The organism is Corallococcus exercitus (assembly GCF_003611585.1).
Taxonomy (GTDB): domain Bacteria; phylum Myxococcota; class Myxococcia; order Myxococcales; family Myxococcaceae; genus Corallococcus; species Corallococcus exercitus.
In genome coordinates this window covers 1-12,522 of the sequence record NZ_RAVW01000281.1, presented here as the reverse complement: position 1 = coordinate 12,522, position 12,522 = coordinate 1, and the positions used below count along the sequence as shown (strand labels likewise).

Sequence of the window (12,522 nt, the reverse complement as noted above, 5' to 3'; positions counted from 1 at the left end):
CTAAACGAGCCTTATCGTCGGCAGCGTCAGATGTGTATAAGTGACAGGTGCAGGCCTTGTAGGCGCGCAGCAGCTCGTAGAGGTGGAGGAAGCTCTCCACGCGGCCGACCTCCGTGACGGAGACGCCGTGGGCGGCGAAGCGCGCGCTGTTGGCGCCGCCGTAGGGGTCATCCCGCAACCAGTCCACGAAGCGCTGGCCCTGGAGGTCCTTCACGTCCAGGGAGCGGCGGGAGGGATGCGCCTTCGCGAGCGCGGAGTCGGGGCCGGCGATGACCACGAAGGACATGCGCAGCAGGGACTCGGTGTCCACGCCCTCGTGAGGGGGCAGGGGGGTGAAGTCGAGCACCAGATCCTGCTGCCGCGTCTGCACCTGGCGCATGAGTTCGTGCGAGCCGCCGAAGCCCACCACCAGCTTGAGGTCGGTGGCGGCGGCGTCCTGCGCGATGCCGCCCAGCAGCGACATGGAGAGGGTGGGGTTGAGGCCCAGGCGCAGGGTGGGCTCCACGCGGGCCAGGTCCATCAGCCGCTTCACGTCCAGCTGGTGCAGCGGCGTCTGGGTGCCCGCGTAGAGGCGTTCTCCGCGCGCGGACAATTGCAGGCGCCGGCCCGGCCCGCGCTCCAGCAGGGCGGCGCCATCCGCGAGCACCTCCTCCAGGGCGCGGATGTGCTCGCTCACGACGGAGCGCGCGACGCCCAGGTGCTCCGCGGCGGCGTCGATGCTGCCGGCCTCCACCGCGGCGGTGAAGGACTCGAGCCAGACCAGGTGTCGCTGGAGCTTGCGCGGGGGCATGGGGCCTGGGGCCGGACGTTCCTAGAGGAAGAAGTCGGGCAGCAGCTCCGCGCCGGGCACGGACTGGTACTTGTCGAAGTTGGTGACGCCCGCGGCGCGCAGCACCTCGTCGTCGATGCAGAAGTTGCCGGTGAAGGAGCGGCTGGGCTTGGTGAGGATGGCGTAGGCGGCGTCCGCCATGATCTCCGGCTTGCGGCTGCCCTTGATGGTGTCGTCGCCGCCCAGCAGGTTCTGCACGGCGGCGGTGGCGATGACGGTGCGGGGCCACAGCGTGTTGACGGCGATGCCGTCGTCCTTGAGCTCCTCCGCCATGCCCAGGGCGCACAGGCTCATGCCGTACTTCGCGATGGTGTAGGCCACGTGGGGGCCGAACCAGCGCGGCTCCATGTTGAGCGGCGGCGAGTTGTTGAGGATGTGCGGGTTGGAGGACTTCTTGAGGTACGGGATGCACGCCTGCGAGCACGCGAAGGTGCCGCGCGTGTTGATGCCGTGCATGAGGTCGAAGCGCTTGAGCGGCGTCTCCAGGGTGCCGGTGAGGCTGATGGCGCTGGCGTTGTTCACCAGGATGTCGATGCCGCCGAAGGTCTCCACGGCCTTGGCGACGGCGGCGTGGATCTGCGCCTCGTCGCGGATGTCCACCACACAGGGGAGGGCCTTGCCGCCGGCCTCTTCAATCTCCTTCGCCGCCGAGTAGATGGTGCCGGGCAGCTTGGGGTGCGGGTCCGTGGTCTTCGCCGCGATGACGATGTTCGCGCCGTCGCGGGCCGCGCGCAGCGCGATGGCCTTGCCGATGCCGCGGCTGGCGCCGGTGATGAAGAGGGTCTTGCCTTGGAGGTTGGACATGGGGCGCATCCTCGCCCAGTCCTTCACCGCGTGCATCTGGAAGACACCGGGGACGCGGGGGCGGTGAAGGCCCCCGGCCCGGACTGTCGGTTACTGCGTGATGCAGGTGATGGTCTCGAGCATCGTCACGTTGGCGTTGCCGGTGGTGTTCCACGCGCCCACGCCATTCGTCCCGACGATGTACGTGTACGCGGAGCCCCGGATGGCGGTGGTGAAGCTGCGCACGCCGATGTGGCCGAGGTCCTGGCAGAAGCGGCGGGCGGTATCCGTCGGGGTGCTGAAGTTCCCGGTGGGTTGGTTGGGCTGGATGGTGCCCACCTGGTAGCCATTCACCGTCGGCGTCGTGTACGTGAGGTCCGTCGAGTTGAAGCAGGCGATGGTCTCCAGCATGGTCACGTTGGCATTGCCGGTGGTGTTCCAGGCGCCGACGCCGTTCGTCCCGACGATGTACGTGTAAGCGGATCCGCGGATGGCCGTGGTGAAGCTGAGCGCGCCGGTGCGCCCCTGGTCCTGGCAGAAGCGACGGGCGGTGTCCGCCGGGGTGCTGAAGTTGCCGGTCGGATAATTCGGCTGGATGGTGCCCACCTGATAGCCATTCACCGTCGGCGTCGTGTACGTGATGCCCGAGCTGGAGGTGAAGCAGGTGACGGTCTCAATCATCGTCACGTTGGAGTTGCCGGTGGTGTTCCAAGGGCCCACGCCATTCGTTCCAACGATGTACGTATACGCGGACCCGCGGATGGCGGTGGTGAAGCTCTGAGCACCGCTGTGGCCCATGTCCTGACAGAAGCGGCGTGCGGTGTCGGCGGCGCTGCTGAAGTTTCCGGTGGGCTGGTTGGGAAGCCAGGTGCCAATCTGATAGCCATTGACCTTGGGCGTCACATAGGTCTGGTAGGTATCAGCGCTGGCTGACGACGCGAAGCCCACGACGAAGAGCAGGGACACGAAGAGGGAGGGGAGACCGCTGCTGCGACGAAGCATGTATTCCTCGGCTTGTAGCTGAAACGGGGGGAGCCGGACCGTAGCGGCTCCCCTGGTTGAATGCATCCCGCGTGGGCCACACGCTCCTGGTCTAGGCTGCGCTCCCATGCGACTGCTCCCACTCCTTGTCCTGGTGGTGTTGACCGTCCGCTGTGCCCACGCGCCGGAGGCCGCACCGCCTGCTTCCGCGCCGCCCGCCGTGTCATGGCCGGAGGCCCTGCCTCCCGCGCTGCGGCTGCCAGACACCGTGCGGCCCGTGCACTACGCGCTGGACCTGAAGCTCGTCCCCACGGAGGACACGTACCCCGGCAGCGTCACCATCGACGTGGAGGTCCGCGAGCCGGTGCGCCAGGTGTGGCTGCACGCGCAGGACCTGGAGGTCACACGCGCGCGGGTCTCCGTCAAAGGCCGCACGTTCGACGCGAAGCCCGTCACCGCGAACGAGGGACGTCTGGGATTGCTGCTGCCGGAGGAACTGCCCGTGGGAACGGCGCAGCTCCTGCTGGACTTCACCGGCAAGGTGGACCGCGAGCGCAGCCAGGGGCTCTACGGGGTGGCGGAGGGCGGTGAGTCCTACCTCTACACGTTCTTCGAGCCCATCGACGCGCGCCGCGCCTTCCCGTGCTTCGACGAGCCGACCTTCAAGGTGCCGTGGCGCCTGCGCTTCACCGTGAAGGCCGGACACGTGGCGCTGGCCAACCACCCCGTCGTGTCGCGTGAGCCGCTGGCGGACGGGCTGGAGCGCGTCACCTTCGCGGAGAGCAAGCCGATGCCCAGCTACCTCGTGGCCTTCATGGTGGGGCCGTTCGACGTGGTGGAGGCGGGCACCGTGGGGCGCACGAACGTGCCGCTGCGCTTCATCGTCCCCAAGGGCCGGGGCGCGGAGACGCGCTACGCCGCGAGCATCACGCCTCGCATCGTGAAGGGTCTGGAGGACTTCTTCGACCAGCCGTATCCGTACGAGAAGCTGGATGTGGCCGTGGTCCCCCGGTACTGGGGCACCATGGAGCACCCGGGCATTGTCGCGCTCGGGCAGCCGCTCACGCTCATCCGGCCCGAAGAGGAGACGCTGGCCCGCCGCAAGTCCTACGCGGTCATCGCCAACCATGAGCTGGGCCACTACTGGTTCGGCGACGTCGTCACCTGCTCGTGGTGGAACGACATCTGGCTGAACGAGTCCTTCACCGCGTGGCTGGACCGGCAGACGGTGGACCGGCTGGAGCCGTCCTGGGACTTCCAGCAGGAGCGCGCCATGTCCGCGACGCGGTCCGCGCTGGAGTCGGATGCGCTGGAGGCGGCGCTGCCTGTGCGCAAGCCGGTGGAGAGCAATGACGACATCGTGGGCTCGTTCGACAACGGGACGACGTATGACAAGGGCTCGTCCGTCATCGCCATGTACGAGGCTTGGCTGGGGCCGGAGCGCTTCCGTGACGTGCTCCGGGGCTATGTCCGCAAGCACGCGTGGAAGGTCGCGACGATGGAGGACTTCCTCGCGGACCTGTCCCAGGCGGCGGGCCCGGAGGTGGCGCAATCCTTCGGCGGGTTCATCGTCCAGAAGGGAGCGCCGCGAATCAGCGCGCAGCTGTCGTGCCCCGCGGGCGGTGCGCCAACGGTGAAGCTGTCACAGGAGCGGTACCTGCCCGTGGGCTCCAAGGCGGACGCGCGGCAGGAATGGCAGGTGCCCGTGTGTCTGCGCGTGGGGACGGGCACGCAGTCGTCACGGGTGTGCTCGATGTTGCAGGGGGCCACCGCGGAGGTGGCGCTGCCCACGAAGCAGTGCCCGGCGTGGGTGCTGCTCAACGCGGGCGGCACGGGCTACTACCGGAGCGGCTACACGCGCGAGCAATTGACGAAGCTGCTCGCGACCCCGGTCGCCGCCTTCACTCCGGCGGAGCAGGTGGCGCTCTGGGCGGACGTGGACGCGGCGGTGGAGCGGGGCGACCTGCCGCTGGGCGAGGCGCTGAAGGCGGTGCCTGCCTCCGCGAAATCGCCGAACCGGCTCGTGGTGCAGAGTGGTGCTTCGCTGCTCTCTCAGGTGCGCGTGGATCAGCTCACGCAGGAGGAGCGCAAGCGCTTCCGAGCGTGGGTGGCGTCGCTCTACTCTGCACGCGCGAGGGCCATGGGCTGGGTGCCGAAGAAGGGCGAGGATGACTCGGTGAAGGAGTCGCGCTCGCTCTTCCTGCGGCTGGCCGGCGGGACCGGGGATGATCCGCAACTGGTGAAGGAAGCGCTGCCCCTGGTTCGCGCATGGCTGGCGGACCGCAAGTCGGTGGATCCGGAGGCGTTCGGCAGCGCGCTGCCCCGGGCGGCGACGCATGGCGATGCGGCGCTGTTCGACGCGCTGCTGGAGGCGGCGAAGAAGGAGCAGGACCGCAGCGAGCGTTCCCGGCTGCTGGCGTCCCTGTCCTACTTCCGGAACCCGGACCTGCTGTGGCGGGCGCTGGGAGTCGTGGTCTCGCCGGACTTCGACGTGCGTGACTCGCAGGGCATTCTCGGCATGGCGTTGATGATGCCGGAGTCGCAATCCCTGGCGTGGAACTTCTACCAGACGCACTTTGATGCACTGACCCAGCGGCTGCGCTCGGATGAGCTGGGCAGGCTGATTGGCCAGACGGGGAACCTCTGCAATGACATCGACCTGGCGCAGGTGGAGACGTTCCTCAAGCCCCGCGTGGACAAGATTGAAGGCGGTCCGCGCGCGCTGGCCCGGGCGCTGGAGTCCATCCGACTGTGCATCGAGTCCCAGAAGGTCCAGGCCCCGAGCGTCAAGGAGTTCCTCCGCACCCGGTAAGCCGGGGGCGTGCCAGGTGATGCGCCCCTGCTCCACGCGCTGGCCGAAGAAATAGCGCCGCCTGGCATCGGCGCTCAGGTCGAGGCAGGCCGCCATCAAGCGACCTTTCGCGCCCAGTCATTGCGGTAGGCGTAGCTGCGCGATTGCGTTGCGCCACCGAAGCGCAAGGCGAGCGGCAGGATCAGGTCGCGCAGCCACATGGAGAACGCGCTCTCGGGCACCTTGCCATTGCCGCCTCGCCGCGCCTGCTGGAGGATGTCGGCCACGCGCGGGCGCCGCAGCCGCTCATAGGTGCGCAGGGCCTGCAGTGGATCCGCGACATCGCGCAGACACTGCGCGAGCACCATGGCGTCCTCCATGGCGAGCGAAGCCCCCTGTCCCGCGCTCGGGGGCATGGCGTGCGCCGCGTCCCCCAGCAGGCACACCCGTCCCTCGCTCCAGCGCTGCAACCCCGCCATCTCGAAGATGGGCCAGGGACCGAGCACCTTCGGCGTGGCGCGGATGACGTCACGCACCCAGGCCGGATCTTCCCCGTGCAGTGCGAGCAGGTGCTCACGCACGCGCTCCGGATCCGCGCCCACCTGCGCCTCGGAGGACGGAGGGCCATTGTGGAACCACCAGGTCTCCCCCTCGGGCGTCAGGAAGGCGCCGAAGAACGCGCGGCGGCCGAACACCATCTCGTTGATGCCGGGAGCCAGCGGCACTCCCTCCAGCCGCGCGAAGCCTCCGCAGTCAATGAAGCCGGCGAAGCGCGGCGCGGGCGCGTCGGGCATCACCTGGGCGCGCACCCGCGAGCGCAGCCCGTCGCACCCCACCAGCAGGTCGCCCTCCACCTCTCCTCCGTCCGAGAAGCGCGCCACGACACGCTCCGGCCGCGAGCAGTCCACCTCCACGAGCTGGCGGCCGAACCGCACCACCACCCCCGCCCGCTCCGCGGCCTCGCAGAGCACCGCGTGCAGCTCTCCACGCCGCACCATGGTGAGCGCCTGGCCATAGCGCATCAGGTCCTCACCTCGTTCGATGTGCCCCAGCACGCGCCCCTGGGCGTTCGTGAAGCGGAAGCGCTCACAGGCGCCGCCCCGTGCCGCCACGACGGTGTCGAGTCCCAGGCCCGCGAGCACGTTCATCCCGTTCGGCGCGACGCCGAGGAAGGCCCCCTCGCCGGGCGCGGTGGACGCACGCGCCTCGCACAGCACCACCTCCATGCCAATCCGCCGCAACCACAGCCCCAACACCGGCCCGCCAATCCCCGCTCCGATGATGACCACCCGACGCACGCTTCCCTGCGACATGCCGCACCTCCTGTGAGGCACTTCATGTACCCGCCGCCAGGATTCAGCGCGATTGATGTCTCGTGAGCATAGGATTCACCGCCGTGAAACCCTCGTCCGTGGACCTCAACCTCCTGCTCGTCCTGCACATGGTGCTCGAGGAGCGCAGCGTGACGCGCGCTGCCTCCCGGCTGCATGTGACACCGCCAGCCATCAGCAACGCGCTCGCCCGGCTGCGCGAACTCTTCGCGGACCCGCTCCTGGTGCGCAGCGGCCGGGGCCTCGTCCCCACGCCCCGGGCGCTGGAGCTGCTGCCCTCGCTGCGGGAGGCGACGGCCGCGATGAGCCGGGTGCTGGAGGGAGACGGCGGCTTCGACCCGGCCACCTGCACGCGTGCCTTCGCGCTCGCGTGTTCGGACGCGGATCACCTGTGCGTCGTCCCCCAGGTCGCGGCCCTCTTCACGCACCGGCTGCCACGCGCGCAGCTGCGCGCACTGAGCATCGACCACTTCGAGGCGAGCGGCGGCCTGGAGCAGGGGGAGACCGACGTGGCCATCGCCCCCGCGCTCCCGCTTGGCCCCGGGCTGCATGCCCGGACGCTGTACCGGGACGACGCCGTGGTGGTGGTGCGCGGAGACCACCCGCACGCAAGGGACAGGCTCACCAAGGCAAGCTTCAATGCGCTGGGCCACGTGGACCTGTGGCTCGCGCTGGGCAAGGGCGGGGTGGGCAACCGCCACGCCACGGCGTTCTTCCAGGAGCACGGCCTGGAGCGCCGCATCGCCATGGTGGCCCCGAGCTTCGCCGCGGCCGCGGCCATCGTCGCCAGCACGGACCTGGCGGCCGGGATGCCTCGCCGCATCGCCGAGCGCTGCCGCACGATGATGGGCCTGCGCATCCTGGAGCTGCCCACTCCGCCCATGGAGTTCCAGATGCAGCTCGTCTGGCACGAACGCACGCACCAGGACGCGGGCGCACGCCACTTCCGCGCCCTCATCCAGGAAGCGCTGGGCGAACCCGCTTCCGGTGCCCGGAAGAAGGGACGGGCTTCGCGGGCGGAGTCACGCAGGATCGCCTGACGCTCGCGGACCTCTCGCTCGCCGCCTCAGCGCAGCTCCTGGGCGAACTGCTCACGATAGCGCCCCTGGAGCGTCTTCAGCGCCTCCGCCATCCCCACGGCGCGGTACTGCTCCGCCAGGAGTTGCCACGCTTGCTTGTGCAAGGGCTCCAGCGCCACGACACGCTCCAGGTGGGTACGCGCCTCCTCGCGGGGACCCGACGCGGAGGCCAGCCATCCCAGGATGAAGTGCGCCTGCACCGCCTCCTCGTGCGCGGCCACTGCCTGCCGACACGCCGCTTTCGCAGGTCCCTGCCTGCCAGCGCGCAGGTGGCCTTCGCAGTCCAACACGTGCAGCACCGGCGCGCGCGGGAACTCCCGCCTCAGCCAGGTGAGTCGTGCCTGCGCTTTCGTCGCCAGCCCCTTATCGAGGGAATCCTCGACGTCCTTCGCCGCGCGGATGAACTCTCCTTCCCGCTCCACCGCGACACCGCTCACGGAGACATCCACTGGCAGCGCCTTCCAGCGTCGAGCCTGCCGAGCCCAGGTCCGCAGAGCCTCGGCCCGAGAGTCATTGCCCGCCTTCTGGATGGCCTGCTCCGCCCACGTGACCGAGGAGGTCTCCTTGAAGAAGGCCGCGAGGTCTCCCCAGACTTCCGGCGGTGTTCCAGGGTTCACTTCCATCCGTTGCCGCGCCCGCACGAGCTGGCCTTGCGCCTCCAGGTGCTGCCCCTGTTGGAGGGCCAGGGTCGCGAGCTGGAACAAGGGGGCGGGCTCGGACGGGAATTTCTCGGCGACGGCCTCGCACTTCTCCCGTGTCGCCGGCAGCTTGGGGGCGACACGCGCGTCCAGGTAGCAGGCCAGCCTTTGGACGAAGAAGTCCTCCGGGTAGCGTCGCGCGAGGGGCTCCATCTGCTGGGCGGCGACCTCCACGCGTCCCGCCTTGTCGAGCGCGAGGATTTCGTCGAGCCGGCGCCGGTCCTCTGGAGGCAGGGGGGCCTGGGGCTGGTGAGCGACCAGCGGCGCCTTGCCCTCGCGGACCTTCGCGAGCCATTCGACGACAGCCTCCTTCTCCGGTCCCTCCCAGTCCGGCGAGGACGTCGAGGCCAGCAGTGCACCCAGCTCGGTCGCCCAGGCCCGCGCGGCGGCGTCATCGCGACGACCCGCCGAGGCATGGCGAAGGCTGGTTTTGAGCAACGCCAGCGTTTGCGATGCGAAGGCCGCCTGATTCGGTGCGTAGCTCGGGTACATCATCCAGTGCGAGCTGCGCACGTGGAATGCCCCCAGCGTGTGTGCCCACTCGTGGAGGAAGATGGACGTCTCCTTGTGCATCTTCCGCTCCTGGTAGAGCGTCTGCTGCTCGTCCTGGGGCAGGTGGATCAGCGCCTCCATGATGGCGCGAGCCTCCTCCGGGTTTCCCATCTCGCGCAGCACGCAGTGGCGCCCGAACAGCCGGGCCATGCCCAACTCATGCTGCGCGGAGGAGAAGAGCTTGAGCGCGGAGACGAAGCCGACCACCAGGTCCACGTCCTCGCCTGGATCCGTCAGCTCCAGCGCGGTCAGTGAACCCTCCAACTCACCCTCGACACCTCGATGCGCCCACTCGCGCGTCGACTCAAGCTCGAAGACAACACCCAGCGGTCCCTGCATCACCGCGCTCGCGCGCTGCAACTGGGACACGACGCTGCTTCGCCAGCGCACCACCTGCTCCCGATAGTCCGAGTCCGCGTAGACCCGGACCCGAATCTTCCGTACCGGACCCGTCGAGGGCTGCGACGAGGACTCCAACTTCGCTGGCGCGAGGGTTCGCGCCTGTTCCCGCGCGTAGTCCACAGGTCGCTTCACACACGACACGCCGAGGACACAGCCCCACACCGCCAGCAGGACGCCACGCGCCGCCAATCCCATGACACGACCTGTGCTCATGGCGCCCTCCCATACGCGAAATGCGTCAGGATCGCACCTGACCCCCAGCGCAATCGCACGCCGCGTGAGAGGGCGAGCCTGACGGCGCGACGGCGATGGATGCAGGACGCATCCACGCTCACCCAGGCCCGCGAGTCCGCGACGCGCAATCCCACGCGAACGTGCTCGCGGTCCGGAGGGCGTGCCCCTGGCCCCGGCACATTGACCGGACTGCATTCCGCTGCTCGTTTAGGATCCCCGGAACACCCGACCCACTCATCGAGGGCGACCCATGCGCTTGAACTTCCTTCCTGTTATCGGATTGCTCTTCCTTCCTGCCTGTGGCTCCAAGTCGGAACAGACGGAGGGCGTGGGGTCCTTGCAGGGCGATAAGGCCTTCCCGGTGACCTGGTCCGGCGAACTCCTGCCGCGCGGCCCCGACGGCGGGACCTCTTTCTCGATTGCCCTCCTGTCCGACAGCGACTTCTCCGGGCTCTGCACGACCCCTGCGGACGCCGGCTATGTCCTTCCGCCGTCCCGCTTCTTGACGGTCTCGGTCCTCGGCCCCCCTGCGGCAGGGACCTTCGAGGTCGGCAGCGCCACCGGCCCCGGGTTCGTGCAGATCCAGCAGCGTCACACGGACGGAGGAACGGAGACACTCGCGGTGGCCACCAGCGGGAGCATCCACCTGACGACCGCTACGACGGACCAGCTCGTTGGAAGCTTCGATGTCCAGGTCCAGGCAAGATCCGACGGAATGACGACGGGTTTGTCGGGAACCTTCGACGCCCCGTTCTGCGCGAACCGGAAGTGATGCCTCCGAGCGCACCCGCATCTGCCGTCTGGAGGCGTTCGCGTGCTTGCGGATGGGTCGTGCCGCTCACCGACGCGCCGCTCGACCTGGACAACCCCGCCCACCTGGACGCGCTCCTGCGGGCCTATGAGCGGTTCCCTGCGATTGGCGGGCGCTCGGCCCCTTGAGTCAAGGACCGTAGGGATACATGTTCATTTGATCCGCGATGAGCGGGCGGCAGAGCAGCAGGAGCTGTGGCTCGTCCACGAACGAGGACCTCCGCGCCTTGAGGAAACAGGACGCGGGATCATCCGAGGGCTGGGCGTACTGGCAGAGCTGGAGCGCTTGCGGATCCTCGAGGAACGCTCGCTCCTGGACCCGCTGGAAACACTTCGCCGGGGCGTCCGAACGGGCACCCTGGCAGAGCTGGGCCGCGATGCTCTCGCTCACTCCGCTGCCCTCGCGCGCCGCTTCGAAGCAGGAGTATTGCGGCGCGCTCTCGGGCGGCTCCTCGAGTTGCCCCATCGCCGGAACCCCAAGCAGCGTGGCGGCCAGTCCCCAGGCTCCTCTCCATTGGCCTCGCTTCATCGTGCACCCCCAGGGGAAGGTGGGGGAGGCATGGCCCGCATGCGAGGGACGGACGGGGAGACAGCCGCCATGCGTCGGCAGCTTCAGCCGTGCACGGTGCGACTGTCAGCGGGCACGGCCGCCCGGTCCTTCAGGCCGTAATCCCTTACGACGTGCGCCACGCGCAGGCGGTAGTCGCTGAACACGCCTTCCCGGCCCTCGCGCTGGGCTTCACGGTGGGCCTCCAGGCGCCGCCACTCCGCCACCGCCGCCTCGTCGCGCCAGTAGGACAGCGACAGCAACTTTCCTGGCGCGCTCAGGCTCTGGAACCGCTCGATGGAGATGAAGCCATCAATGCCTGCCAGCAGCGGCCGCAGCTCCGCCGCGAGGTCCAGGTACCGCTGCCGATGCTCCTCGTGTGCCCAGACCTCGAAAATGACAGCAATCATCACGGTCCTCCCAGGACGCGGGTGTTGGTGGAAGCACGCCAGGTGACGGGGCCCGACAGCGGCGTCAGGTCCAGGCCGGTCGCGAGCACTCGCTCCGCCGCCGCCGTGGCCATCGCCGTGGCCAGCAGCGGCCCCGGACAGGCATGCGAGCCCAGGCCGAAGGTGAAGGTCTGGCGACCCGCGCGCCGAGGCAGGAAGGCATCAGGCTGGGGATTCTCCCGCGGATCCCGATTCGCGGCGGCGAGCACGACGACCACGGTCGCACCGGCCTCCAGCTCCTGACCCGCGACGGTCGCCGCCGCATGGGTGAAGCGCCGCGTGTTCTGGACCGGTGACTCGTGCCGCGCCGCCTCCTGGACCACGTCGTCGAGGGCGCACTCGCCACGCGAGAGCTGTTCCCGCAGCGCGGGCTCGCGAGCGAAGGCCCGCAGCGTCGCCCCCAGGAGCCCGGCCGTCGCTTCATACGCCTGGGTGAGCAGGCCCACGGCGTTGGGAACGCGCAGCTCCTCCGCGCCAGGGCCCGACATGAGCCGGGCGGTGAACGCGGTTCTCGATGTGGCCTGGAAACAGGCCGTCACGCGCTCGTTCAGCCTTGCCGCACCCTCGCTGCTCACCGGGGGGCCCGCGACCGAGCGGACATAGGCCTCCACGTCCCGCACGGTCGCCTCCAGCGAGTCCTTCGGGAAGCCCAGCAGCGACCCCAGCACGAACACGGGAAGCTGGAGGGCCGCGTCCGGCAGCCGTGACAGGGACGGTGTGGCGAACAGCCGTTCCGCCTGGCGGCGGCTCTCCGCCTCCACCTCGCGCAGTGCCTCCGGCAGCGCGCGCGACAGGGTCTGCTTCACGGCGGGGTAGGGGCCTCCGTCGTTCATGCGCACCAGCCGTCCGAAGAGTGCCCCGGCGGAGGTGCCCACCAGCTGCGGAGGCACCGGCTCCGCCTTCGGCCGGACCCGGCAGTGCTCGCTGGTGAGCACGGCGCGCACGGTGGCCGCGTCCGCCGCGATCCATGGCCCGAAGCCGGGCACGCGGTGCAGGCCGCCTCGGGCGCGAAGCTCCGCGTAGTACGGGTAGGGGT

At 69.5% G+C, this 12,522-nt stretch carries 12 protein-coding genes; 4 read left to right on the top strand and 8 right to left on the bottom strand.

All coding sequences use genetic code 11. The features are described 5' to 3' along the window. From D7W79_RS46485 to D7W79_RS28465, 3 genes are all read right to left on the bottom strand, one after another. Positions 1-790 (bottom strand): LysR family transcriptional regulator (locus D7W79_RS46485; RefSeq protein WP_147442096.1); only part of this gene is annotated, 790 nt, incomplete at its 3' end. A 21-nt stretch (positions 791-811) separates the two neighbouring features. Then, positions 812-1,633: an SDR family oxidoreductase gene (locus D7W79_RS28470; protein ID WP_120528535.1), complete on the bottom strand. Its 822-nt coding sequence runs from the start codon at positions 1,631-1,633 to the stop codon at positions 812-814. Positions 1,634-1,723: 90 nt separating this feature from the next. Then, a complete protein-coding gene (locus D7W79_RS28465; protein WP_120528534.1) occupies positions 1,724-2,614 on the bottom strand; it encodes a hypothetical protein in 891 nt (296 codons plus the stop codon). A 106-nt stretch (positions 2,615-2,720) separates the two neighbouring features. On the opposite strand from D7W79_RS28465, the gene D7W79_RS28460 reads away from it, so the two are divergent. Then, complete coding sequence (locus tag D7W79_RS28460) at positions 2,721-5,405, top strand: M1 family metallopeptidase (RefSeq protein WP_120528533.1); 2,685 nt, start codon at positions 2,721-2,723, stop codon at positions 5,403-5,405. Positions 5,406-5,500: 95 nt separating this feature from the next. On the opposite strand, the gene D7W79_RS28455 is transcribed toward D7W79_RS28460, so the two are convergent. Beyond that, complete coding sequence (locus tag D7W79_RS28455) at positions 5,501-6,697, bottom strand: FAD-dependent oxidoreductase (protein ID WP_120528532.1); 1,197 nt, start codon at positions 6,695-6,697, stop codon at positions 5,501-5,503. An 83-nt stretch (positions 6,698-6,780) separates the two neighbouring features. Between D7W79_RS28455 and D7W79_RS28450 the strand changes: the two genes are divergently transcribed. After that, positions 6,781-7,755, top strand: a complete 975-nt coding sequence (locus D7W79_RS28450) for a LysR family transcriptional regulator (RefSeq protein WP_244222015.1) — start codon at positions 6,781-6,783, stop codon at positions 7,753-7,755. 26 nt (positions 7,756-7,781) lie between these two features. On the opposite strand, the gene D7W79_RS28445 is transcribed toward D7W79_RS28450, so the two are convergent. Further along, on the bottom strand, positions 7,782-9,659 hold the full coding sequence (locus D7W79_RS28445; protein ID WP_147442095.1) for a tetratricopeptide repeat protein: 1,878 nt from the start codon (positions 9,657-9,659) through the stop codon (positions 7,782-7,784). A 271-nt stretch (positions 9,660-9,930) separates the two neighbouring features. Here D7W79_RS28445 and D7W79_RS28440 point away from each other — a divergent pair, with 271 nt between their 5' ends. Both D7W79_RS28440 and D7W79_RS45880 read left to right on the top strand, forming a co-directional pair. Next, positions 9,931-10,452 carry a hypothetical protein gene (locus D7W79_RS28440; protein WP_120528530.1) on the top strand — a complete coding sequence of 174 codons (522 nt, stop codon included), beginning with the start codon at positions 9,931-9,933 and terminating at the stop codon, positions 10,450-10,452. Continuing rightward, on the top strand, positions 10,452-10,619 hold the full coding sequence (locus D7W79_RS45880) for a DUF5953 family protein (protein WP_158617073.1): 168 nt from the start codon (positions 10,452-10,454) through the stop codon (positions 10,617-10,619). Before D7W79_RS28440 ends, D7W79_RS45880 begins: the two co-directional genes overlap by 1 nt. 1 nt (position 10,620) lies before the next feature. On the opposite strand, the gene D7W79_RS28435 is transcribed toward D7W79_RS45880, so the two are convergent. The 3 genes from D7W79_RS28435 to D7W79_RS28425 all read right to left on the bottom strand — a co-directional run. Further along, a complete protein-coding gene (locus tag D7W79_RS28435; RefSeq protein WP_244222013.1) occupies positions 10,621-10,956 on the bottom strand; it encodes a hypothetical protein in 336 nt (111 codons plus the stop codon). A gap of 146 nt (positions 10,957-11,102) precedes the next feature. Beyond that, a complete protein-coding gene (locus tag D7W79_RS28430; protein ID WP_120528528.1) occupies positions 11,103-11,447 on the bottom strand; it encodes an antibiotic biosynthesis monooxygenase family protein in 345 nt (114 codons plus the stop codon). Next, the coding region (locus tag D7W79_RS28425) for a cytochrome P450 (protein WP_147442094.1) at positions 11,447-12,522 on the bottom strand (1,076 nt) is incomplete at its 5' end. The genes D7W79_RS28430 and D7W79_RS28425, both read right to left, overlap by 1 nt.

Excerpts from the sequence above, each read along its gene's own strand:
- D7W79_RS28470 (WP_120528535.1), bottom strand. The coding sequence starts at position 1,633 with ATGTCCAACCTCCAAGGCAAGACCCTCTTCATCACCGGCGCCAGCCGC.
- D7W79_RS28465 (WP_120528534.1), bottom strand. The coding sequence starts at position 2,614 with ATGCTTCGTCGCAGCAGCGGTCTCCCCTCCCTCTTCGTGTCCCTGCTC.
- D7W79_RS28460 (WP_120528533.1), top strand. The coding sequence starts at position 2,721 with ATGCGACTGCTCCCACTCCTTGTCCTGGTGGTGTTGACCGTCCGCTGT.
- D7W79_RS28455 (WP_120528532.1), bottom strand. The coding sequence starts at position 6,697 with ATGTCGCAGGGAAGCGTGCGTCGGGTGGTCATCATCGGAGCGGGGATT.
- D7W79_RS28445 (WP_147442095.1), bottom strand. The coding sequence starts at position 9,659 with ATGAGCACAGGTCGTGTCATGGGATTGGCGGCGCGTGGCGTCCTGCTG.
- D7W79_RS28440 (WP_120528530.1), top strand. The coding sequence starts at position 9,931 with ATGCGCTTGAACTTCCTTCCTGTTATCGGATTGCTCTTCCTTCCTGCC.
- D7W79_RS45880 (WP_158617073.1), top strand. The coding sequence starts at position 10,452 with ATGCCTCCGAGCGCACCCGCATCTGCCGTCTGGAGGCGTTCGCGTGCT.
- D7W79_RS28435 (WP_244222013.1), bottom strand. The coding sequence starts at position 10,956 with ATGGGGCAACTCGAGGAGCCGCCCGAGAGCGCGCCGCAATACTCCTGC.
- D7W79_RS28430 (WP_120528528.1), bottom strand. The coding sequence starts at position 11,447 with ATGATTGCTGTCATTTTCGAGGTCTGGGCACACGAGGAGCATCGGCAG.